Here is a 24,352-nt window from a genome sequence, read left to right as displayed (position 1 = left end):
CCGTACCGGCCGCTTAAGATCTGATCCCTCTACGTATTCTCCGCCGCCGCTACAGCGGATCTTGGACGAAACATTCACCGGAAAATCGCCATGGATTTGGATGTTCCGTTTTCCGAAAAGGACGACGCCAAGCGGCTAGGAGCCCGCTGGAATCCTCAACGTCGCACTTGGTACGTGCCGCCAGGTGTAGATCCCCATCCGTTTGCGCGTTGGCGGCCGGGCGAACCAGAGGCGCAGCCATATCGAGTTTTGTCGCGCGAAACCTATCTTGTGACCGCCGCCGAGGAGTGTTGGCGCTGCAAGCGAGCCTTCCAGGCCGTCGCGTGCCTAATGGCGCCTGGCTTCGTGCTGAATGAGCAGCCAAATGGCAGCAGGGAAGAACGGAGCGCTGACTGGGCGTTCGCCGAATACATCACACGGCTTCCGCCTGACGCTGTAGGTTTCATACAGAGCGTTCAGCCTGCATACCGACAAGGCTTCAGCAGTACGACCGACAGTCGTTATTATGCCAACCACTGTCCATCATGTCGTGCGCTTCAAGGCGACTTCCACCTCTACTCCGAACCTGACGGGGCTTTCTGGCTGGTATCGGCGATGGACGCTGCACGTATGCAAGCCCGGCGGTTCCCCGGCGATTTTCTCGCCGACGCGGATATCGCGTTCAGCGAGAACGTCGCGTGGCGGATTCCTGGAGTCCGCGTCCGAACTTCCCCATAAGGGTGGCCGCCAACGTCCGCCCCCTGCCGCCGCGACGTCTCTTCGCCCGGGCGTCCCAATGGCGGTTTGGCTGAAGTCGTTGGAGGGCGGTCGGTGCGCGATTGCGCGCCAGTCGTTCCGCGCCAAGGGCGGACAAAGCTGCACACACGCGAGCGAACAAACAAAGAACTGGACGATCTCACCCCGGCCCGCCAACATGTCTACATGTGCGAATCTCGCCCGTCTCCTCATGGCAGGAGCGCAGATCTCAATACGCGTTGGAGACCCGCATGGCCGCGCTAGACGTCGACCAGTCCTTCTATGAGTTCTTCGCGGGCGGCGGCATGGCGCGCGCAGGTCTGGGCGATGATTGGACCTGCCTGTTCGCCAACGACTTCGACGCAAAGAAGGGCTTCGCCTATCAGGCCAACTGGGGCACCGGCGGCGAGCTGACGGTCGGCGATATTCGCGCTCTCGAAGCCGCGCATCTTCCGGGATCTCCTGGCCTCGTGTGGGGAAGCTTCCCCTGCCAGGATCTCTCTCTGGCTGGCGTCGGCAAAGGCCTAGCTGGAGAGCGCTCGGGCACCTTCTACGCCTTTTGGGACATCATCCGCGGACTGGCCGCCGAAGGCCGCGCGCCAGCCATGGTCGCCGTGGAGAATGTTTGCGGCGCTCTGACCTCCCATGGGGGCGCTGACTTCCATGCGATGTGCAAGACTTATGCGGACGCCGGCTATCGGTTCGGGGCCCTGGTGATCAACGCAGATCTCTTCGTGCCGCAGTCTCGCCCGAGGCTGTTTGTCATCGGCGTGCGCGCGGACCTGGAGATTGCGCCAGAACTGGTGTCGCCCGAGCCTATCGAGCCTTTCCACACCCGAGCTTTGAAAAAGGCGGTTTCGAGCCTCCCGGCTGAGGTGGCTGATAAGCTCGTCTGGTGGAATGTGCCAACGCCTGAACGGCGGGCTAGCACCTTCGCCGACCTCATCGAAGATGATCCCGATAGCGTGCCCTGGCACAATCAAGCCGAAACCAAGAAGCTCCTCGACATGATGTCGCCGGTGAACTTGGCGAAGGTGGAAGCGGCCAAGCGCGCCGGGCGACGTATGGTCGGCGGCGTCTATCGCCGAACCCGTTTTGACGAGACCGGCCAGAAGGTTCAGCGCGCTGAGGTCCGGTTTGATGACATCGCCGGCTGCCTACGCACCCCAGCTGGCGGCTCCAGTCGACAAATCATCATGGTTGTCGATGGTCATCGCGTCCGCTCGCGCCTGATCTCGTCTCGCGAGACTGCTCGCCTGATGGGCCTGAGCGACAGCTATGTCCTGCCCAGCCGCTACAATGAGGCCTATCACCTGACCGGTGACGGCGTGGCCGTCCCCGTAGTCCGCCACTTGGCGCAGCATGTGTTCGAGCCGCTGCTGGGTACGGCCAGCGCTCTGCGCAAAGCGGCCTGACCCCATGGCGATCGACACTTGGGATAGAGACGCCTCCCAGTTACCTCCGTTCGAAACGGAGGACCTGCGCGCCAATCTCGCCGCCTTCCTAGATACGCCCTTTGACGATCCTGCAGGTCATAAGGTCAGGGTCGGCAACTACAAGTGGGGCGTCTACGCCTTCTTCGACTACGACGGCGAGCCGATCTATGTGGGCCAGACCAATGAGATGCTGCGGACCCGCATCCGCCGGCACCTGACCAACCAGCGCACGGACGCCGTCGCCATGTCGGTGCTGGATCCGTTCGAGGTCTATGAAATCGAGGTTTGGCCCCTTCCCGAGCTTCAGGCCGTCGGCGGCAAGGATGTAACCGCCAAACAGCGCCTGGACGCTCTAGAGCGTCTGATCACGGAACAGGCCGTCGAGCGCTCCAATTTCAAGGCGATCCTCAACGAGAAGGATCCCCCACCCGGCCTGCTCGCTGTCGAACCCCCGCCCTCACTGCGCGGCCGCATCGTCTCGAATCGCGTGTATGAACTGCGGTCGCATCCGGACTTCCGGATCGCGCGTCGCGCCTTGATCATCTCGCGACTGGCGCAGGTGATCTCAGAGCGGAAGGTCCAGGGCGGCCTTCGACGCGTGCTTCAAACGCAAGCGCGACGACTCCAATGGCTTGCCGAGCGCCGTTACGAAGCGCTCGGCGGTGAAGCGTCAGTCGAACAGGAGACGGCGATAGGCGCCGACGCCTAAAGCCTCCTCGGTCTGCGCCGGCGGCTTCGTAGACGCGGCGCAAGGTCTAAGAACGCCTTGCCCTCCGCAGTGATGCGCAGACTTGGAACATCATCAACCTGCTCACGCCCCTGGTTCTGCGTTGAGTCAGATTGTCGTTAGGTTGAGGCCGCCGACGCGCAGAAGCGGTCTTTTGACTGCCTCCAAGAAGCGGACGTTCAACACCGCGGCTGCGCGAGCGGGATGTGCCTCGCCAAGATCGTGGAACGGGGAGCGAAACATGAGATTGGTCTTGAGGCTCGGCTCTGACGGCCGCACCTATCCGGATACGGTGGGTACAACTGGGGATCTCGATGACGGCGTCGTCGGACCCCAAGGGCTCGTCAGCTTGATCGAGTCACAGCTGGGGATGGGCGGCCCGGCAGTGTCCAGGTCGGCTCGGGTGGCCTCCTAGCTCACCAAGCTTCGCGCCGCAGGTGTCGACCGTTTTTTGGGGCGATCGTTCGAGAGGACGCTTGTTCCACCGCCGAGGCCTTGCTGGACTTGCGCAACGCCTTGGTGGCGGGTGGGTGGTGCGGGCAGCGGGTCGGCGTGCCCCGCGTAGACGATCTGGCCATGTCGAACAGGTTGGGACACCGCTACCTCCGGGTCTGTCTTGACCGGCTTGCGCTCGCCACTCGCAGCATCTCCGATCGACCTGCCTAAGAATTATGGCGATCGAGCTTGTCGAACCTCGCTCACTACTTCTTCCAGGTGTCGCCCTGTTGGTCGACGCCCCGGGGCAGCGCCGCAGCTAACGCTGCAGCGCTGCCCCTGATCGCAAAAAAGCCCTGGATAAAGCCTTCGCGATAGTCGTTGTCGTCGATCATTAAAATCAACCCTCGCGTCGAAACGAGGCAACTCTCGCTCACGATGTCTTCTACCGGAGCTTGGCTGTCGCGCAGGCGCTTTTCAAGGCTCGCGGGAGCCCAACTTTTGGCTCCCCAATGACCTGACCATCATCCAGCTGAGCTAACCAGCCACGAACGAGTTCTTGCGCTAATGAGACCGTCGCGCTTGCACCATCAATTGGGCCGCCAACCTGGTCTTGGCAATCACCTCCTGCACTTGGTCAAGGTTTTCCAAGCGGATCTGCAGCCGATCAGGCCTGAGCGCGCTCTCCGGGATGAGGCGCTCAAGATCAAGGTTATGCCGCTTAATGAAGTAGTAGGCCAGCGCCAAGCGCATCTCGATCAGGCGCACGCCATCGACCATTCCGAAGTCGCACTCGATGGCGCGGCGCTGGTCGTCGGTCAGGCCCGGATGCGGCGTCAGGCGCATCTCGATCATCGTGCTCCATTCCAGATCGGCCGACGCATCGATGTCTGCGGGCTTGGCCTCGCCGAAATCGTCGATCCGGGCGAGCACGAAGTCGCGAAACTCCCCGCTCTCGCAACACAGTGAGCGCGCATGCCAACGATACCCATCGAAGGCCAGGGCGTGCGGCGCGATCTCGCGCCACTTGTTCGTGGACAGCGACTGGTAGTGGACCGCGATCGTCTGGCGTTCGCGGATCGCGTCGAGGATCTTGCGCAGCGCCACCGGTTCGACGGAGCGCACGATGTCCGGCGCGGCATCGAAGGGCGGCAGGGTTGAGAACCAGAGATCCTTGGAGTCCAGCGTCCCCGTCAGGAACGCCCTGATCTGGAGCAGCAGCCTGTCGGCCGAGAGCTTCAGGAACCGGGGCAAGAAGGTGCCGCCCCGCACGTACATCTTGGCGGACTTGTCGTAGGCGAGGTTGTCAGGCTCGAACTCTTGGTAGTGGCGCAGGTCCACGGAGGCCTGCGGCGTGGAGATGCCGAACGCCTGCTCCAGGCTCTCACGGCGCACGCCGCCATCCCAGAAAACCTTCCACTCGATGAACTCGAAGCGGCGCTGGACAGCGCTGGAGAAGTCGGTCGGCGTACGCATATAAAATACTCCCATCAAGGGTCTTGATCCATATAGATCCAATACCCATATACTTTCTGAAGATAGAGTGACGGGTTTTGCCGATCACCGCAACGACACGGCCGCGCAGGGCAGAAAGCAAGCGAGAGATGATGGAATGAAGGAACGTTTTGAAGGGCCCGAAAGGATTGAAGCGGCGGTCGACGCGTTGAAGGCCACCACGATAGTGCGGGGCGACGAAGCGCTCGCCACGGCTATCGCCAAGGCCGGCCATGCGATCGACTTGGCCAAGGATCAAGTGCTTATCAGCGAGGGCGACGTCGACACCGACCTCCATTTCCTGCTCGCCGGCAAGGCCCGGATCGAGGTGAAGGGCGTCACGGTCAACCAACGCGGCCCCGGTGACCACGTCGGCGAGATCGCCGCACTGGATCCGACCCAGAAGCGTGCGGCCTCGGTAGTCATCACCGAGCCGGGCGTAGCCTGGAAACTGCCTGAGCCGGCCCTGACCCAGATCGCCAAGGATCACCCCAACATCTGGCGGCGGTTGGCGATCGAACAGGCCAAACGCCTGGTCCAGCGCAACGCCCTGGTTCGCCCCGCCAACGCAGCGCCCAAGATCTTCGTGATCAGCTCCTCGGAAGCAGCCGAGATCGCCAACGAGATCCAGCTGGGATTGGCGCACAGCGGCGCGCTGGTGATCCCCTGGGGCCAGGGGGTTTTCCGGACGTCGGAGTATGCGATCGAGTCGCTGCAGCGAATGGTGGAGCAGTGCGATTTCGCCATCGCTGTGATCGCTGCCGACGATGTCACCCTCTCGCGGGACCGCCTCCATCTTGTCGCGCGGGACAACGTCACGTTCGAGCTGGGGCTCTTCATGGGCCAGCTCGGCCTCGAACGCACCATCTTGGTGGAGCAGCGTAACGCCCAGGTAGAGCTTTGTTCCGACCTCAGGGGCATCACGACACTGACCTACCCCGCCGGAGCCGACGAAGACCTCTCCGCTCGCATGGGCACGGTCTGCACGCAGATTTCTCGTCACATCGAGCGCATCGGCGTTCGGCGGTAGGAGGAGCATAAGTCATGACCTGGTCCCACAACGCCGCCGCCGAGCGGATCGAGCGCCACCGCCAGAACGCCCCCGAGACCGACATCAAGGTCTCCGAATTTGCCGAGTACATGCGCTCGCGCCGAACGTTGGTCGAGACCGCGCGCGCCGCCGACGCGGCCACCAGCGAGCCGCTCTGGTTCGTTCCGCGCAACCGCGCCGTCACCACTCACGGGGCGCACATCTATGCCAACCTCTTAGAATACAACACCGTCCTGATGGAAGCCGGTCGCGAGACCGAGGCCAGCCACGAACGCGCCCTGCAGCTGCTTCACCTGCACTACAGCGCTTGCGAACACCTCCTGGCCGCGTTCGACATCGAACGCGTGGACTTCCACGGCTCGCGCCTGCACGCCGTGGTGCTGACGCCGGAGGGGCGTGATCGCGAGGCCGAGCGCATCAACAAGGCGATCGCCTTCGCCGCGGCGTTCCGGGAGATGGTCGCCGAAGGCGGGCGTCGGTATGACGACCTGCAGACTTCCGTCCGCATCGGAATCGACAGCGGCCCGGCGGTGGCGGTCAATAGCGGCCGGCGCAGCGAACCGGAGCCGCTGTTTATCGGCTCTCCGGCCAACCACGCCGCCAAGCTGGCGGCCGGCGATGTTCCCGGCATCTACCTGACCCCGCGCGCCCAGGCCGTTCGCACCGGCGTCGCGCCGCTGGCGGCCAGCCGGATCAGCGAGGAAGTCGAACGGAACATCCTGCGCGGCGCGTCGGGGCAGGCTCCCAGCCCTTTCCGCCGCTCTTTCGAGGACGCCCGGTCGCGCTTCATCGAGGACCAAGACGCGCTGGTCAAGGCTAACGGCGGCGTCCGCCCGGCTGTGTTCAACTTCCACTACCGCGAGCCGCCGTTGCGCTCGATCCGGTTCCAGGACCACCCGCCGAGCAACACGATCCGTCTGGAATTGGCCTCGCTGTTCGCCGACATCGACGGCTTCACGGCTTACGTCGACAACGCCATCGCGACCGGCGGCATCGCACGGGCCGTGGCCAACCTGCATGTGCTCCGCGCGGAAATGGCCGACGTCCTGCAGCTGGACTTCGGGGGGCGCAAGGTGCGCTTCATAGGCGACTGCTTGCATGGCGTGCTCGCCGTGGGCACCGCGCGTGAAGTCGACGCCCGCGAGACCGTGCGCCGAGCCACGATGGCCGCCGCCGGTATCCGCTCGTCGTTCGACCTCTGCAAGAAATCGCTGACGGGCATCGAGACCTTGGGCATCGCCATCGGCATCGAGTACGGCCCGACGCCCATCTGCCGACTGGGCCTGCGTGGCGAGGCGAGCATCCGCTGCTCCTCGAGCAAGGCCACCTGCGTGTCCGAGGCACGTCAGGGCGACTGCAACGGCACGGAGACCGCCATCGGCGACCGAGCGTACCGCGAGGGTGGCGCGATGGTCCAGAAACTCTTCGGGCCCGAGCACACGATCCGCAACCTCACCTACCCGTCGGCCGTGGCCCTGCTGCAGGGCCTGCCGCCTGGCCCGTCAATTCACGTGCAGGAGCCGCTCCAGGCGCACCTGTCCCTGTGAAATCGCAACTGCACCTGCTGGCGCAAGCCTGTCCGGCTTGGTTCGAGATACTCGACCAGGTGCCGGATAGGCTTGACGGCCTCGCGCGCGTGGAGCCTTGGGATATCGACGGCGTCCCGCTGACCCTGCGGAACGATGAGCCCCTGACGGTCGGGGAAACCATCCCCGGTGCGGTGTTTCCGGCCCGCTGCCCGGAGCGCCACATCCAAGCCGATCAGACGTTCTGCGTCGGCCTCAACCGCCCGCGTGTCACCTCTTTGCGCCACGCCGAGAGCTGGTGGTACAACCTGCATCAATTCATGGAGTGCCAGGCGATCGCAGCGGCGACAGGGCTCTGGCCGCCACGAAACGCGCTGGATCACGGTGAGGCCGGCGCCTACCAGCAGAGGGCCTTGAAGATCGCGCGCAAGCTTCGGATCGAGGAGGCCTACTGGGAGGCCTATTTCGGCCATCCATCGTGGCTCTCGACCCCGTCGCAGCTCTGGAGCCACCCAAAGGATCAGCCGCCTGCGACGCGCCTCAGGAAGCCCAAGGTGAAGAAGACGCTGCAGGCCCAAGGCCTGCTTCTTGAGCTCGTCTTCGTGGAACGCCGCCGCCGCCACGCCATGGCAGCCTACCGCAAAAATGCGATCTACTATGGCAAATGCTGCGGTCAGATGCGCGATTGCGCCCTGGCCAAGGCATAATTGCAAGGAAACTGACGAGTATGGCCGAGCTTAGCTGACGGGCCGTCAGCGGAGCTTCCCAAGGCCAGCGATGAGTCAGGCGCGGTAGCTCGCGATGTCGGCGATGCGCCGATATTGTTGAAAAGTCCGGCGACCGCTGAAGCAACGCAAATTCGGTGCTGGTCGCGTATTTTGACCCCAACAAAATCAATCAGTTAGTTTTCTAAAGCGGCGTCGAATGGGGCCAACAAGGCCTATCACGGCAGGCTTTCGGACTTTTTCAACAGTATCTGCCAGCAGCGAACATTGGTAGATTGCCGAACTCCGGACACTCCGCTGGACTGTCGCATGCGCACCACGGACCAGCACTAGTCGGGCTGCGCGGCCGGGCGAGCCACGGTCTGGAGGACATCGCCTCGTGGGAACCCAGCTATCGCGATCACATGGACGGGGACGGCGACGGCCTGTGCTGCGAACCGTGCCGCTGACCCAAAGATCGAGCCGACTTCAGGTTGTCCATCCCGCGTCGCGGTGAGACGATTCCGCCCTTGTTCGATCCGCAGGGAGTGACACCGTCGGCGATGAGGCCGGAAGGGAGATGACATGCATATCGGCCGCGCCGTCACCATGGCGCCCGCAACCCGCGCCCGCGCCGTCGAGGCTCCGGCGATCCGCAACCTGATGAGCCTGCGCACGGCCCGCACCCTTGACGCGCCCGCCCTGATCAACCGCCATCGCTACGACGCCCCATCCGCCTGCGGCATCTCGTCTATGACGTCTGGAAGGCCGGACGGCCGCGCCTCGTCTGCGACCTGTGCCAGGTGCCCGCCTACATCGTCTCCAGCCCGGACAAGGCCTTCTTCTTCCGGCACGCCTCGGAGGACGGGCCCTGCCCGGCCGTTACGCGGGACTTCGGGACCGAGGACGACCTGCGCGCCCGCAAGTACGCCGGCCTGCCGGAGAGCGAGCCGCACCGCCGGGTGAGGTGCCTACTGATGCGCTCGATCGCTGCCGACCCCGAGTTCGTGGACGGGGCCGAGGAAGCCGACTGGCGCGCCGACGTGAAGGGTCTCGGATGCCGCCGGGCCGACGTCAGCGCCCGGCGTGGAGATCTGCGGATAGCCTTCGAAGCCCAGCTCAGCACCACCTTCCTGTCCGTCATCACAGGCGCCGCGCCTTCTACCAGGCCGAAGGCGCCCGGCTGGTCTGGGTCCTGGCGAGCTTCGATCCCGACCGCCGCCGCATAAATAGCCCTGGGGGGCCGTCTTAATGCCCAGCTGAACCGCGGCACACCTAGGCATCATTTCTGTCTTTCGCGACGCATTCAGCATGGCGGCCCTGACGTGTTAAAACGTTCGAAGAAACACGTCAGGGGCGACAAGATAAAAGCGACCTATGCGATCCCTTCACTTCGCAGATCGATGATCACTCGACGGATTTTTCTATAAATCCCAAAGTATTGGCGTTCTCGACCAGGGTCCGCACCTTGGAGCGTTCGAGACCTTCAGGCACTTCCGCCTCGATCTCGAGCCTGAGTTTCACCTGACTGCCGGGAAGCGTCGTGAGCTGTTCGACAATCGCCTCGACAATCTGGTGGATGTCCCGGGCCGGTCGATCCGGCGAAATCATCACGGCGCCGGAAAACCGCGTCGGCTTCTTTTCCGGCGCAGGCGTGGTCGGCGCGTCCTCCATGGGCGGCCCATCGGCCGGCGTGCTGTCGCCCGGCCCTGAGGGCGTGTCGCCCGATCCAGGCTGCACCGGCGCCGGGCGGCGGGCCTCGGCCACCTCGGGCGTCACGATGACGCTGTCGCTGTCGATCACGACCACGGCGCTGGCCGCCCGTTCGATCGCCAGCCCCAGATAGGTGTCGGACTTCTCCTCCCATCGCTCGGCATAGGCGAACGGACCGGGCAGCATGCCGCTCACCGCCGCCTGCACCGCCTTGACCAGCACGTCCTGGCCCTTGAGACGCGGCAGATAGATGTAGCGGTTGAGATATTCCCGCAGGTCCTTGAGCGACAAATGCGGCTTGTCGTTCCAGATATATTTCTGCAGGTCACGGTCGAGGCGCGACGGCCCCAATTCCGTCAGCAGGCCTTCCTCGGCCACCAGCTTCTTGCTCGCCCGGGCCAGCAGCCCGTCCTGCGCCGGAATCTTGCCCGACACCCACTCCCAATCCGCCTGCGCGCTCTCCTGGGCGGGATAGTGCAGATAGCACCACGCCTCTTTCAGGCGCGTCTTCATCGTCTCGTTCGCCTCAGTCAGCTTCGCCTTGGCCAGCGCACTGTCGCTCTGGGTGAGGTTCAGCCGCTCGGTGTCGCGCACGATCTCGCCCCACGCCAGGGACGCGCGCACGGCGTCTTTCAGATGATCGAGCTGGCGAGCCTCCGCGGCGATGAACACCAGCATGTTGCGATAGACGCGCGGCGTGCTGCCGCGCTGGGTGAGGATGTCCTTCGCCTCGACCAGCGCGTCCGAACCCTCACGCCCGTTATGCGGATGCTGGACGCCCAGCACGACGACACGCACGCCGCCCGCCTCATCGGGAACTTCGGCCGACGAGGCCGGCGCCACCTGAACCGCGTCGAAGTGCCCGCGATCGGCAAGCCCGTTCACATATTTTCCAAGTTCGGCATCGATCATCACATCGACCAGCGCAGCCTCGATCTGCGCCGCCTTGTCCGCTGCGATGCGGTTGAGGCTCGCCGACATCGAGTACCAGTAGCGGCCAAGATCGGCGTGCATGAACTTGGCCTGGTTGGTCAGCCGGCGCAGCGCATCGCCGAAGATCGCCGGACGCTCGCCCGGCTGCACGACGCCGAGATTGATCTGTTTGTCGTCGAGGCCAGTGTTCTGCTGCTGATGCGTCGGCGCCGTGCCCATGAAGATCGCGCGGGCGACGCGGCGCGTCGCCGAATAGCGGTTCAGGTTGGGTGCCGATTGATCGACCTTGTAGGGGGTGGAGGCCGTGCCATCGACGTCGCCGGCGATGATCGATTGCCAGGTCACGTCGAGATAATGGAGCAGTTCCGGCTCCACGCGCGGCGAACTCACCGCCACGCTGCCCGGCATGATCATCACCGACGGGTCGGCGTTCATCCAAAGCTCGTGGATCGCCTGCGCCATCAGGCGCAGAACGCCGCGCGTGCGCTGGAACTTCTCGAGCGAACCCCAGCTCGTATAGAGCTGGTCGAACAGCTCAGGATGGATCGGATAGGCCTTCTCCAGCTTGCGCCGATAGTCTTCATCCGCGCAGCCTTGCGGGAAGTCGTTGGCGTTTTCCCGATACAGCTTGGCGAACTGCTTGAGCGTATTGTCGCGATGATGGAACTTGTCGCCGGGGATTTCCTTGAACAGTCGCCGCCGGACGATCTCATAGCTCTCTTCCTGGCTCGCCGGCCGCCACGAGGATTCCACGCGGCTGAAGGTCTGCTTGAGGCGCGCGAGCGCCTCTTGACCGCCTTCGCCGCCGACCTCGATCTGCGACGCCGGCAAGGAGGCGACCAGCAGGGTGCCGGGGCTGGCCTTGACCGCCTCGGTCAGCGACTGGACGAAGGACAGGTTCGCGTCAAACGATCCGGACGGCAGTCCCTCGACCTTGTAGATCTGGCGCAGATAGGCGACCCATTCGTCGATCAGGATCAGGCACGGCGCATATTTCTTGAAGAGCGCCTCCAAAAGGTTGGAGCCTGGCGCAATGCCGCTGGCGTCATTTTCCGCCACCATGGCGAAGGCGTCTGCGCCGCCGAGTTGCCAGGCGAGTTCACCCCAGGTCGTGCGGATCTTCAGGTCGCCCTCGGCGTGGAGCACGTCCTGCGGACCTCGCGACGTGCCGACAAGGACCGCCCGATTGACGGCCTTCGGCACGGTCAGGCCGAGCTTGTCCAGCAACTGATCGAGGCCCGACAGGTCCTGCACCGGCGTCGGCCCGGCCATGTGATAGAGGGCCAGCATCGAGTGGGTCTTGCCGCCGCCGAAGTTGGTCTGCAGCTCGACGACCGGATCGCCCCCGCTGCCGGACAGCCGCTTGGCCGCGCCGATCAGCAGCGTGCTCAATCCTTCCGTCAGATAGGTGCGGCTGAAAAACTGACGCGGATCGCGGTATTCGGGCGGCGCGCTGCCCGAATGCACCTTGGCGAGATCGGCCGCGAACTCGGCCTGCTGGAACTCGCCGGTGGCGACATCCTGGTGCGGCTCGACTACCTCGCGCCACGGCAGCAACCCCGCCACGGTCTCGACCGAGATTTCGAGCCGCTGGGTCTTCCGGCGTTCCTCATTGCGCGCCAGTTCGCTGAACTTGGTGCGCAGGATGGTGTCGCGCATCTTGCCGAGCTGCTCGGCCGTCTCCCCGGCGCTGATCGCCTCCATCAGCCGACGCATGGAATCGAGCGCGCGCTCGGCGTCGTCATAGGTGAAAGTCTCATTGTGCGACAGCTTGTTGCGCACGTCGCCCAACTCGTTGACCAGCGAGCGCTCCGCACGGCCAAGAACGGTCTTGAACGCCTCAGCCCAGAACCGATCCATCGCGTTGAACAGCGCGGCCTGATCCCAGCCGACCTCGCCGTTGCTGTTCGGGCGCAGGTTCGGCAGCTTCTCCAGAACCTGGACCTGCCAGTGCCCCTTGAGGGAGGTCTCTAGCCTCTTTTCGACGAAGGGGATCAGCGCCGACGGCAGCAGCTCCATCCCCTCAAACACATATTGGCGCGTACTTTTTGCCACGTCCCGTTCCCCCTTAAATATCCAACCGGATCTGACGATCGCCGCTTGTGTCGTGAATGGCCGCCGCGGCCTTTGTCAGCTCGGTCCAGTCGGCGATCAGGGCGTTGTAAGCCGTGGCCTCTTTGGCATCCTTCCGCTTGTTAGCGCTGATGTCGTAAAGGCAGTAGGCGAGATCTTTCACGGCCTCGGCCTGGGTGTTGATCTTCTTCATCAGGACGGCGGTGTCGTGGGAGATGCCGTCCTTCTCGTGCAGGCGGACCAGGTGCTGGAGGCATTCCCACACCGTCAGGTGGCCATCACTTTCCGGCTCCCAATCCCCGGCGAGTTCGTCGCGAGAGAGGATACGGACCTTGCCGGCGGCGCTTTCGACGATACCGGCGTGCTTGACGCTATCGACAGAGATACCGCGCGCGGTGGCGATGCTGTTGGCCGTACCGTATTCGCCCTTGCCCATGCCATTCTGCTCAAACCAGGTGATGGCGAACCGCGTGTCCGCGTCGAACTCGCCCTGGATGCCGCCGAGATATTCATCCAGTTCCCGGTTGATGAGCTGAAGCGCAGTTTTCACGCTCATCGGGCTGTCGTCGGATTCCAGCACGGCCTTGTAGCGCGAGAACACACCCATGCCGGGGCCGATGGCCGACTGCGGCATGTCTGCCGGCGCAATATTGGCAGCCTGAAGCTCGGCGATCGCCGGCGGCAGCTCGCGTTTCAAAGCACGGATGAATTCGGCACGTGAGATGATTTCGGCCGTGGCTTCCTTCTTTCGGCACACGAGAACGACCGAATTGGCGAGGGCGTTGGTGCCCTTGGCGATCAGCCGCCCGGGGCTTTCGGTACGAATGGGCCATGTGCCGAGCACAGAAAAACCAGCGGAAATAACCGCTTGCAGAAAGGTGGACCAGCCCGTTGAGCTGATTCCTTCCTGCTCAACTTCACTTTGCTTGAAAGCATAGTAGATCGTGGCGGGAAAATCTGCGGCCGTTCCGTCAGCCATTCTTCCAATTGCCGCCGTCATTCCTTCAAGGAAAAACTTCTCCGCTGCATCCGCACCGCCGTGCCGATAAGGGGTCGCAACCAATTCTTCAGTTTTCGGCGTCGCCAAAACACCGAAAATCGATGGGTAGATTTCTTTTAGACTAGGCTTGAGCCAGCAAAAGAAAAAATCTGAAAGGTCTGCGTATCCGATGTTGTCATAATAGGGCGGATCGGATGAAATTACCGTTCCAGCCTCATAAATCACTTCCCCAGCATTCACTTGTTTAACAGATCCAATTCCTGACGCGGGGAAATCTGCAATTGCCCTGCTGATCTTATCGACCGGCGTCGACCAATTCCCCCCTGAGTTCGAGAAGAAGTTGACTTCAGCATAATCCCAGACCATCGGAATCGCTTGGCGAGCAAAAGTTTCGCGCAGGGCTCCTCGATCGCTCATCCAGCTTGTCACGGTTGAGCCGAGGTTTGTTAATTTCGAGATCGCGAAAGCCAAATATACACTCACCGCCTCCGCATATGCCTTTGCGCCATCACCACCATCACGCAGCGGGGCCGTGTTGGAGGATTTGCTTGCAGCCGACGCATCAACCTCGACCTGCGCACGCACCTCATGCACTAGGCTGCTAAAGGTATTCAGGGCCACCAACTGACGATCAGTGAATAGATCACCGAAGGTCGTGAGTCCGTAGTCTACCGTCCAGAAATTGCGAGGATCGTTCGGCAGGCTGGCCTCGGGCTTCCACGCAGGCTTTGCCGACAAGGCCAGCGTTCTGTGCATATCCGTAGGTGCAACATAAGCACGGGTGCGATGGCCTTCGGCGACGATCGCGATCAGCGTCTGGCCCATCTTACCAGCGCGTCCGTTGCTCTTCACATAGTCAGGGGTGATGGCGGTATCCGACATAAGGCATCGGAAATTCGCGCCACGACCCGCCTTGGTCCCTTCCTTAGCCGCGGCGATCTCGGCTTTGGTTCCGCCATGCCTAATCCGATAGGAAATGGTCTTGGCCTGCTTATCGACGATAGGCTCGACCCAAGCCTCCTTGCCGGTCTTGGTGCTGAGCAGGAAGCTTGAAGCGATCGGCACCTGGACGTTGGCAAACGCTGGATCGGGACTAGGCACCGTTCGCGCCCAGATCCAGGCAACTACTGTCGCTTGGCCGCCACCATATTCCTTGGACAGCTCCACCTGCGGATATAGATTCCCGATGCGCTCCCACGCCTTCTCGCGCATCCACTCGCCATAATATTTGACGTCCTCGGCGAGCCCCTCGGCGTTGCGGTAGAATTGCCGGTCCTTCGCGCCCGGATGGATGGGCTGCTTGTCCTTGAACCTCGGCGGGATCTCGATCATCGCCTTGCCGATCATCACCGCGACCGGGTTCAGGTCGGACCCATAAGCGGGCAGACCGAGGCGTTGCGCCTCCAGCGGGATCGAACCGCCGCCCGAGAACGGATCATAGACCGGCGGCAGCTCGCCGCCGCAGCTATTGCGGATCTCGGCGCGGGCGCGTTCCAGCACTTCCTCGTTGGTCGAGTTCTCCCACACCACAAGTTCCTCAATGATGCCGAACAGGCGCTTGCGTTCGGCCTCCTGCGCTTCGGGCGTGGGGAATTTCCCGGGGTCGCTCGACGGATCATCGACAAGCTGGGCGAACAGCACCGCGCGGCACGCCGCCAGCGGCCGCCGCGCCCACCACATATGCAGCGTGGACGGATGCCCATGCCGGATGGACTTTTCGCGTGCGGAGGCGGCGTTGATCGCTTCAAGCGGGATCGCAACCTCAATCAATTTCTTCTTGGTGTTAGTCGTCGAGGTCATAAACCAGCCTGTAGGTTGCGGGATGGATGGTCAGTTCGCCGCCGTCGCGCAGGGCGCGCAGGCGGGCGCCCGTCATCTCGACGGGACCACCCTCCGGGTTGATAAGAATGAAGGAATAGAGGTCCGGCTTCTGGTCGAGCAGCCCCCAGAGATCGGCCTCGAGCTGGAGCGGTTCGTGCTCCAGACAATGGTCCTTGGGATAATAATGCCGCAGAACCTCGCCGCCTGCCGAGCGGCGCTCCCACGGAAAACGTGTCCCGTTGGCGCGACCGATCCAGCTCCCGTCCGCATGGAAAAAACGGTCCTCGCCGTCAGCCTTGTAGCCTTCAGCCAACGCAAACCGCGCCATGACACTGGGGCGAGGCGGCTTCGGCGCGACGCGGGGCCTGCTCGCCATCTCCGTCTCGATCAGCTCTCGATCCGGTTCCACGGTTGGCGAGACGAGCTCAGGCTTCGGCGCCGTCTCATCTTCGTCCGCCAGGAGGAGATCATCCGCATCCACCGGCTCGGCATCACCGCGTTCGTCTTCCGCGGCCTGGTCGACGCCATCATCATCGCCAGGTTCGGCAGGGAGTTGGACTTCGACGATCGGAGCGGCGGCGATTTGCTGGGGACCGAGCGTGAAATTCTCCTCGAGATATTCTTTGATATCCTCGGGCGACCGCTCGAACGCATAGGCGAGCGCTGCGCGAATGTCCGCGCTCAGGGGCCTGCCGATCTCTTCCGGCACCCGCTTGGCGAGCTTGGCCTTGGATAATGGGCTGACAAACAGTTTGCGCTCGAGCCACAGAATATCGGTGAGCCGTGCGGTCCCCGCCGGGACGCCCTCGAGATAGGGCACAACCTCCAGCTTGGGGGTCTGGACCCAGATCGTCGCCGCGATCGCTTCCGCCAGCGCCCGCACACGCTCGGTCTCGACCGCATCGGCAAGCTCAATCCGCCCGAGCTGGGTTCCGAAGGCCGTGAGCCAGGCGCGGTGATCGTCCATGCCGGCCAACAGCGACGGCTGGTGGAAGCGTTCTTCGACAAGGTCCGACAAGGCCGGCAACGCCGAGAACGGCGGCGCCTGCAGAATCTCCCCCGACAGTCGCTGAAAATCAGCGGTCTTGCGCTTGACCCATTCGTGCAGATGGCTCCACCGGAACAGGGTCTGCATGCTCAGGCCATAGCCGAGCGTCTCGATCGGCGCCCACTCGCCCACGAGGTTCAGCCAGTGCGCGCACTCTTCCCAGATGCGGGTCGGGTATCGGACCAACAGGGTGCGAACCCGCCGGGCGTCGTCGGTCGACAGCACCTTGCCCGAGGCCAGCGTCCCGAGCCATTGCAACGCCAGGTCCGCCGAAGGGCGATCGGCGACGCCGATACGATGCCACAGACTGAGATCGAGCACGGACCCGCGCACGACCGCTGCGCCAGGAACATCCTCCTCGTCCCCCGCCAGGAAGGCGCCGCCTGACGTCACCCACGTGCCGTCCTGGGCGAGGATCAGTTTCTCCGCCTTGAAGGCGGTTCTGATGTTCTGCGCGTCGGCAGTCGAGCAGCCGTCGAGCAGCTGGTCGAGCCGACGATACCATTTCTCAACCTCATGGGCCGGAGCCTTGTCGGATTTCGCCAGGGCGCGCAGCCGGTCGAGCAAACGTCCGGGGCCGCTCGGCGTGCTGCGGACCCCGAGAAGATCGAGCAAAGGGCGCGTCGTCTCCCGGTCGAGCAGTGCATGCACAAAGGGCTCGACGTCGATCAAGGCTTCTGTCTCGGGCGTCCGGCGCACCAGGTCCGCCGGAAGCTGGATTATGTTGCGCGTGTCGGGAAGGCAGGGTTTTGCGCGCAGCTTCATCAACCAGTCCGCCAGCAGGCGTTCTGATGTGACCGATCGCGTTGAGCCCGTGGTCGCGACCTGCGACAGGCGAGCGCTGACGGCGCGCGACCAATAGGCGTCGCGCTGATCCAGGATTTTGCCGGCGATCTTGGCCCAGATGCCGGCGTCCGCCTTCGACAACGCCTCCCAATGCCGCCAATAGTCGGACGAGAAGTCCCAGTCCTCAATGACGAACTGGTTGGTGACATAGGGATAGTAGAGCAGGCCGCGCGCACCGCGCGCCTGCGCCTCCGCGGTAAGTTGCTGCCGGCCATAGACGCTCTGGCGCTTCTGAACGAGCGGCGCGAATGTTAAAAGCCCCCCACGGCCGGACGACACCCAGCGGAGCCAATCTTCGCGCGAGCAGGATTTGAAGCTTGCTACATAGTCGCCGTGCAAAAGCTGCGCCGCCCGCACCGTCTCGGGCAGCAGCTCTTCCAGCGCGCCATTCTCATCAAACAGAACGCCCTTGCCGATCGGCCGAAGCGTCCGATCGGCGCAGGCATAGCGGAAGGATTCCCCAACGGTGACGCCGAGCTTGGCTGCGATCTGAGCGAGCTGGACGCACTCGGCCAGCTTCGGTTGCCCCGAGCCGAAATAGTCGGCGGCGACGCGTTCGATCACGGCGTTGACGTCACTCGTGCCGTCGAGACCGATCTCTTCCAGCACCGCGAAAGCCGCCTCGATCGGGTCGTTGCGGCCTTCTCCCTCCGCCTTGTCACGGCGCTGTTCGGCGAGGAACCGGGTCCAGTTCTGGTTAAGCACGATCAGATGGCTGGCGAGGAACTCCCAGTCTTCCTCCGACTGAAGCAGCTTCTTCTCGCCAAGCCGAACGATCTCCGACGCCGCGTAGAGCACGTCCTTGCCCTGCACCGGCACAATCCGCAGGCTGTCGGCGTCATGGCACTGCCAGCCCGTCACCTCGGGCGCGATATAGGCCCACAGGTTCAACAGATGCCGCCAGGTCGAGGGCCGAGGGAGGTGATGGCTCCGCAGGCGTTTCAGCAGATCAGACTTCGAGAACTCCTCGACCAGCCCCCAATGGACCAGCTTGGTCCGATCCCTCGACGAGACATGCTGGCACAGGGCGGGACGGGCCGTGGCGTCGAGCAACGCCATGGCCTGGTCAGCCGGCCAAATGTCGAATATCGGCCGCGGAACGGTGACGGCGCCCTTGGCGGCGACAAGCTGTCCCTCTTCGGTCAGCAACAACGAGCGCCCATCGATCGCCGCGTCAAACGCCAGCTCGACGATCGCACCACACGCCCCCTCGAGCGTCGTCGCTTCCCGGTCAACATCGGGAAGCAGACCATAGGCGTCCGCCCGATCCTGCGCGCTGGCGCCGGCCTTCTCCAGCCACTCCATCATCGCGCTTGCGGCAAGGTCGCCGGCCCGGTTCAGAAGCCAGCGATTGGTCGGCGAGGTCTCCGGATCCTTGATCTTGAGACGCGCTGGGTCCTGGATGAAGGGCGCATTGCAAGCGAAGGGAAGCGCCGTTTCAACCCCGGTCGGCAGCACGACATAGAGTCTGCCCTTCGCGCCCAGCACGATCTCGACCCGGCAGGGCGGGAAATCACCACTGTCTTCAGCGCCCAGCATCCGCTCCTTGCGGATCTCGTCGAGCGCCTCGTCCGGAAAGGCTTCCTCGCCCGATCGCACCAACAGGAAGGGATCGTCCGCCTTCTCATCGAGGGCCATCCATTCGCTCTCGGCAATGGGGCCGGGCCCAAGGCTCTGCCAATGCACCTCGCTGTCGCCGATCCGCAAGCGTCGGATTTTCTTGAAGAAGAGCAGTGAAACCGGGCTCTTCAACCATTCATCGAGGTTCTTTTCGACCTCCCGCCGCACCCGCGCATCGGCGATCTCCACTTCGACGCGCGTGACGCCCGACGTCAGATTGCGACCGTCGATCCAATGCGGCTGGGTGAACCGTGCGCGCTCGAAGGCGACCGCCAGGGTCGGCGTGACAAGCTCGACACGATCGCCCAGGCTGAAGGTGCTCTTGAACCCGATCCCTCGAAACCCGATCGTGTGAAGGGCCCGCTTGTTGGAATAGCCGAAGCGGCAGATCGAGGCGAAGTGGGCCTCAATGAAATCCTCGCCATTGTGCTCGAACACGAAGCGCTCATTCTCGATGGACACACAGGCTTCGCTGGCGCCAGCATCGTCGGCGTTCTGGAGCAACTCAGAGAGGATATGGCGAGGGCTCTGGACCTGCTTGAAAAGCTGGTGCCAAGGCCCTGCAAGTTCAGGATCAGCCTCAAGCTGATCCCATCGCTTGGTGGCGCGGTCCTGGATCGGCTGGAAATAGTCGGGCCACGCGGCCGACGCCGTCGCCATCTGGGAGGTCGCGGTCATAACGGCGCCTCTGCGCGCTCCAGCAAGCGTCGCAGATCGAACTGGATCGCCGTCTCGAGGAACGACGGTTCCCGTTCCACAAGCGGACCGCGAACGTAACGAGGGGCCTGAGCGATGTCGGCGTTGACCGAGACGATCGCCAAGATGAACTTCTCCGGCTCATGCAGGGAGGTGATGACCTCCTGCCGCGTGATCATCACGCTGTCCGCCCCGTCGATACGACCCTTGACCTCGATGAAGCGCAGATGCCCCGACTTCGGATCCTGCGAGGCGATGTCGTAGCCGATCTTCTGGGCCGAGACGTCGGCCGGCACATTGCCCAGCGCCCGCTCCGCGGCCATGACCGCCTCCATCGCCGCAAGCTCAATCCGTCGGCGCGCGGCGGGGTCTACCGCGAAGTGGTCAGGAACGCCTGGCGCCTGACGCGCCTCGAGCAGACCGCGCGGAATGACGACCATGCCGCCACGCACGCGCGGCGGCTGCGATGAGATGAACCGCTCGCGCTCAAGCTGGTCCATACGGCGCTTCTGCCGTTCCGCCAGATCTTCCGCCCGGCGCTGGGCGTTCTGCCAGTTCACCCGCGTCTTCTTGCCGGCTCGCTCTTCCTCCTTCAGTTCGAAGGCGCGCGCGTCCCAGTAGTTAATCTCCTTCTTGAGCCGCGCGCGAACTTCCTGCTCGACCTTTTCGATCTCGGGCAGACGCCGCGCCTTGACCTCGCCGACATGACCCTGGGCGAGCTCGACCGTCGCGAACCGGATCGCGGCCTTTTCCAGATCCGTGGTCAACCAGCTTTCATGCAGAAGCTCGCGGACGCTTTCGACCTCCTCCGGCGTGGCGGGCCGCAGATTCAAATGCGGCGCGATGCCCGCATTGACGGTGTTGCCGGCCTTGTCGATGGCGGCGAACTGCAATCGCTGCGAAATCACATGCGGTTTGCCGGCGCTGGTCACACGGCCGTCCTGGACGCTGTGCTCCAGCAAGAAGATCGCCGACAACGCGTCACCGGCATCGGTGTCGTCCACCAGAATCGCCCCCTGGCGCATGATCTGCTCATATTGTTCGCGGATCAGGCTGATCACCGCTTCGAGCAACGGATGGCCGGGGCAGACGAAGGCGGCGACCGGCTGCTGGTTGATCTTGTTCTTCTCGAAGCAGATCCGCTCATATTGCGTCTGGATCGGCGCGCCGGTCCCGAGCTGACGATCGCGCTCGCGAATGCGTACCGGCACATGGCTGATTTCCCAACGCCCTTCCTCTCGGCGCTTGATCCGGCCGCCCAAATGCTGGAACGCCTCGACAAAGAAGCTCTGGATATGGTGCGGTTGCAGGCGCAGCGCTTCGGCCCGCTCCATTTCCAGGCGCAGTTCCTCGACCCTGGCCTCCGGCATGGTGTCGTTGGTCAGCGCGCGGCGGCGCAGCAGTTCCAGCAGATGTCCCTGATCGACGGCGCCATCGACCTGCTGGAAGAGGCGCGCCTTGACGTCCTCCTGCTCGCCGTACTGGATCGCCTCGAACAGCAGATCCTTGAGCGCCACGCCGTCGAACAATTCGCCGAGCACGTCATAGACACGACCGCCCAAGGCCTCGCGCGCCGCCTCGAGCTTTTCCAGCAGCCGCGCATAGACCTCGCCCTCGCGCGTATCGGCGGCGACGAGATTCCACAGATGACACACCTCGGCCTGGCCGATGCGGTGGATACGGCCGAAGCGCTGTTCGATCTTGTTCGGGTTCCACGGCAGGTCATAGTTGACCATGAGGTGGCCACGCTGAAGGTTCACGCCTTCGCCCGCCGCATCGTTGGCGATGAGGACGAGCATGTCCTTGTCCTGCATGAAGCGCTCAACGACCTTGCGTCGCTCTTCGCGCGACACCCCGCCATGGATCACCTCCACGGCCTCGGGATTGCCAAGCCGCGCCCGCACCTTGTCAAGCAGGTAGTGGAGCGTGTCCTTGGGCTCGGTGAAGATGATCAGCTTGCGGCGATTACCGGCCGCGTCGATCATGAGATCGTCATCGAGGATACGATTGAGCTGGCTCCACTTCGTGTCCACGCCCGAGCGCAGCACGCCCAGCGCCATGGTTTCCAGACCCTTCAGCGTCTCGACTTCCAGGGCGAGTTGCTCGACCGTCTCGGCCGTCGTCGCGCCCGTCGAGATCAGATCCTCAAGCTCGTCGATCTCCTCCTGGCCATATTCCTCGATATTGCGCAGTATGTCGGCGTTGACCGCCGGTTCGCCCATGCCCGACCGGCGCCCTTTGGCGGCAAGACGCGCCTCGCTCAGTTCGTGCTCGAGCCGCTCGCGCCGGCGCTTGAGCGACTGGTAGATGGCCGCTGGCGACGATGCGAGACGCCGCTGGAGAATCTGCAAGGCGAAGCCGACATTGTTGCGCTTCTTCCCGTCGCCCTCGGCGAAGCGCTGCACCCGGTTCATCTCGGTGCGCACATATTCAGTGACAGCGGTGTAGAGCGCGGCCTCCCCTTCCGAGAGCTGATACTTGACCGTGCGCGCCCGGCGCTCGGGGAAGAGCGGCCGGCCATCGAACTTGAGCAGTTCCTCCTTGGTCAGTCGCCGCATCATGTCTTCGGTATCGGCATAGTGGACGCCGTCGCGGAACCGGCCCTCGAACCGGTCGCCGTCGAGCAGCGCCATGAAGAGCTGGAAGTCCTCTTCCTTGCCGTTATGCGGCGTCGCCGACATGAGCAGCAGATGCCGGCAGACCTGGCCGAGCTTCTGACCGACCTGATAGCGGCGCGTATATTTGACCTCACCGCCGAAATAGGTGGCCGACATGCGATGGGCTTCGTCGCAGATGATGAGATCCCATTCGCGCGCGCTCATGAGCTTCTCCTGAAGCTCCTCGTTGCGCGCCAGCACATCGAGACGAACGATCAGCCGATCCCGGTCGCTGAACGGATTACCCGACCGCGAGTTCTCGATCATGTCGCGAGAGAGGATGTCGAATTCGAGATTGAACTTCTGGCCGAGTTCGTCCTGCCACTGCTCGACCAGGCTGCCCGGCGCGACGACGAGGCAGCGCTCAAGATCGCTGCGGGCGATCAGCTCCTTCATCAGCAGCCCGGCCATGATCGTCTTGCCGGCGCCGGGATCGTCGGCGAGGAGAAAACGCAACGGCTGGCGCGGCAGCATTTCGCCATAAACGGCGGAGATCTGATGCGGGAGCGGATCGACCAGGCTGGTGTGAATCGCCAGATACGGATCGAAATAGTGCGCCAGCTTGATGCGGTTGGCCTCTGTCACCAGACGCAGCAAGGCGCCATCGGCGTCGAACGACCACGGCCGCCCGTTCTGCTCGACGTCAAGACGGTGCTCGTCGTCCCGATAAAGAACCGCCTCGGCGACCGCGCCATTGTGATCGCGGAAAACGACATTGACCGCCTGATCGCCGATCCAGTCGACCGAAATGACATGCACAGCCTGCGCCGAGGCCACGCCCCGCACGGATGCGCCGTTCTTTATGTCCTCAAGCCTTGCCGCCATCAGTCAGCGCCCCCCCCGTTTCGTTCATAGCTGAAGCTCCGCCCGCTCGAGCGCGGCCTCAGTTTCTTTGCGGTTAATTGTCACGATATGCTGGGTATGGGCGCTTTGTTTTGCAGCATCACCCAGCAACCCCAGGCGCTTCAAAACATAGAAAAGCATCGCATAACGCACCGTGAGCACGCCATTACCCTGATCGAGCCCGTAGTCTTTGGCCACGACCTTCTTCTGGCTCGCCGTCAGCGCGGGATGCGGGCCGATCATGACGTCGAAATAGTTGTTCCACAGCCAGTCCCGCTCGCCAGTCTCCCCCGGCTCGCCCTTCGCCCCCACATCCAGAATGCGCGGAAGCAGGAAATCCTTGAACTTATGCTCAAGGTGGCAATAGGCCCGGGCGTGCCAGCGAAAGCCGTCATAGCCGAAGGCGTGGGGCGTGATGCGCCGCCAGATCGGGTCCGGTCGCGCCGTGTTCATCGACTGATAGAAGACCTCGATGGAGACGCCCTCGCGGCTGGCGTCAAGGATCTTGCGCAAAACCTCAATGTCGATGTCGCGCCTCGGCGTCAGCGCGACATCGACGCTGGGCAGGGCCGCAATCCAGGAATCATGTGACGGCACAGCCCCTTCGGCGACCGAGCGAAGCTGCGCGAGATAGACGTAAGGATCAGGATCGAGGAAGCGCAACATGAACTTCTCGGCGGCGACATAGCGCTTGGCGCGCGTGTCATATTCCATGTTTCCAGGCGCCCGCTCCTGATAGAGCGTCAGATCCTTCGACGCCTGAGGAACCGACACGCCAAACGCCTCCACCAGGCCGGCGCGATTGATCGAGCCCTCCCAGAACAGCCGGAACTCAATGAATTCGAGCCGGCGCCCCACCCCCCACTTCAACGTCGTCGCCGCCTCTGCCATCGCTTCTGTCTCGGTTTAATGAGCATAAAAACTATATGGACAACCAATGTCCGTCCGTGTAATTATTATTCCCATTAGGGGCTTTCGTCAATGGACGATCGGA

Annotated in this window: 14 protein-coding genes; 7 read left to right on the top strand and 7 right to left on the bottom strand. The window is 63.4% G+C overall.

Annotation, left to right across the window (positions count from 1 at the left end):
* Positions 1 to 90: 90 nt before the first annotated feature.
* The 3 genes from P0Y52_04795 to P0Y52_04785 all read left to right on the top strand — a co-directional run bounded on the left by P0Y52_04795 (position 91) and on the right by P0Y52_04785 (position 2,880).
* The gene (locus P0Y52_04795) at positions 91 to 717 is read left to right on the top strand and encodes a DUF5710 domain-containing protein (GenBank protein ID WEK58856.1); all 627 of its coding nucleotides are present in this window, start codon (positions 91 to 93) and stop codon (positions 715 to 717) included.
* 269 nt (positions 718 to 986) lie between these two features.
* Positions 987 to 2,150 carry a DNA cytosine methyltransferase gene (locus tag P0Y52_04790; GenBank protein ID WEK58855.1) on the top strand — a complete coding sequence of 388 codons (1,164 nt, stop codon included), beginning with the start codon at positions 987 to 989 and terminating at the stop codon, positions 2,148 to 2,150.
* A gap of 4 nt (positions 2,151 to 2,154) precedes the next feature.
* Positions 2,155 to 2,880: a GIY-YIG nuclease family protein gene (locus P0Y52_04785; protein ID WEK58854.1), complete on the top strand. Its 726-nt coding sequence runs from the start codon at positions 2,155 to 2,157 to the stop codon at positions 2,878 to 2,880.
* 719 nt (positions 2,881 to 3,599) lie between these two features.
* Here the strand turns inward: P0Y52_04785 and P0Y52_04780 are convergent.
* Together P0Y52_04780 and P0Y52_04775 are read right to left on the bottom strand one after the other, a co-directional pair.
* Complete coding sequence (locus P0Y52_04780; GenBank protein ID WEK58853.1) at positions 3,600 to 3,728, bottom strand: hypothetical protein; 129 nt, start codon at positions 3,726 to 3,728, stop codon at positions 3,600 to 3,602.
* A 169-nt stretch (positions 3,729 to 3,897) separates the two neighbouring features.
* Complete coding sequence (locus P0Y52_04775; protein WEK58852.1) at positions 3,898 to 4,809, bottom strand: WYL domain-containing protein; 912 nt, start codon at positions 4,807 to 4,809, stop codon at positions 3,898 to 3,900.
* A 67-nt stretch (positions 4,810 to 4,876) separates the two neighbouring features.
* Between P0Y52_04775 and P0Y52_04770 the strand changes: the two genes are divergently transcribed.
* From P0Y52_04770 to P0Y52_04755, 4 genes are all read left to right on the top strand, one after another.
* Positions 4,877 to 5,857 carry a nucleotide-binding protein gene (locus tag P0Y52_04770; protein WEK58851.1) on the top strand — a complete coding sequence of 327 codons (981 nt, stop codon included), beginning with the start codon at positions 4,877 to 4,879 and terminating at the stop codon, positions 5,855 to 5,857.
* A gap of 14 nt (positions 5,858 to 5,871) precedes the next feature.
* A complete protein-coding gene (locus P0Y52_04765) occupies positions 5,872 to 7,425 on the top strand; it encodes an adenylate/guanylate cyclase domain-containing protein (protein ID WEK58850.1) in 1,554 nt (517 codons plus the stop codon).
* Entirely contained in the window at positions 7,422 to 8,111 is a 690-nt protein-coding gene (locus P0Y52_04760; GenBank protein ID WEK58849.1) for a hypothetical protein, read from the top strand. The genes P0Y52_04765 and P0Y52_04760 overlap by 4 nt, the downstream gene beginning before the upstream one ends.
* Positions 8,112 to 8,911: 800 nt before the next feature.
* Positions 8,912 to 9,337: a hypothetical protein gene (locus P0Y52_04755; GenBank protein ID WEK58848.1), complete on the top strand. Its 426-nt coding sequence runs from the start codon at positions 8,912 to 8,914 to the stop codon at positions 9,335 to 9,337.
* 178 nt (positions 9,338 to 9,515) lie between these two features.
* On the opposite strand, the gene P0Y52_04750 is transcribed toward P0Y52_04755, so the two are convergent.
* The 5 genes from P0Y52_04750 to P0Y52_04730 are packed head-to-tail and all read right to left on the bottom strand — an operon-like array spanning position 9,516 to position 24,249.
* The gene (locus P0Y52_04750) at positions 9,516 to 12,773 is read right to left on the bottom strand and encodes a DUF499 domain-containing protein (protein WEK58847.1); all 3,258 of its coding nucleotides are present in this window, start codon (positions 12,771 to 12,773) and stop codon (positions 9,516 to 9,518) included.
* A gap of 49 nt (positions 12,774 to 12,822) precedes the next feature.
* Positions 12,823 to 15,627 (bottom strand): DUF1156 domain-containing protein, encoded by a 2,805-nt coding sequence (locus tag P0Y52_04745; GenBank protein WEK58846.1) that lies wholly within the window; start codon positions 15,625 to 15,627, stop codon positions 12,823 to 12,825.
* Entirely contained in the window at positions 15,611 to 19,840 is a 4,230-nt protein-coding gene (locus P0Y52_04740; GenBank protein ID WEK58845.1) for a hypothetical protein, read from the bottom strand. Before P0Y52_04740 ends, P0Y52_04745 begins: the two co-directional genes overlap by 17 nt.
* Complete coding sequence (locus tag P0Y52_04735) at positions 19,837 to 23,340, bottom strand: helicase-related protein (protein WEK58844.1); 3,504 nt, start codon at positions 23,338 to 23,340, stop codon at positions 19,837 to 19,839. Before P0Y52_04735 ends, P0Y52_04740 begins: the two co-directional genes overlap by 4 nt.
* 24 nt (positions 23,341 to 23,364) lie before the next feature.
* Positions 23,365 to 24,249, bottom strand: coding sequence for a WYL domain-containing protein (locus tag P0Y52_04730; GenBank protein ID WEK58843.1), 885 nt, complete (start codon positions 24,247 to 24,249; stop codon positions 23,365 to 23,367).
* Positions 24,250 to 24,352: the final 103 nt, after the last annotated feature.

This window comes from Candidatus Brevundimonas phytovorans (genome assembly GCA_029203145.1).
Classification (GTDB): domain Bacteria; phylum Pseudomonadota; class Alphaproteobacteria; order Caulobacterales; family Caulobacteraceae; genus Brevundimonas; species Brevundimonas phytovorans.
Note: the sequence above shows the minus strand (reverse complement) of the source record. Positions and strands in the feature narration are given on the sequence as shown.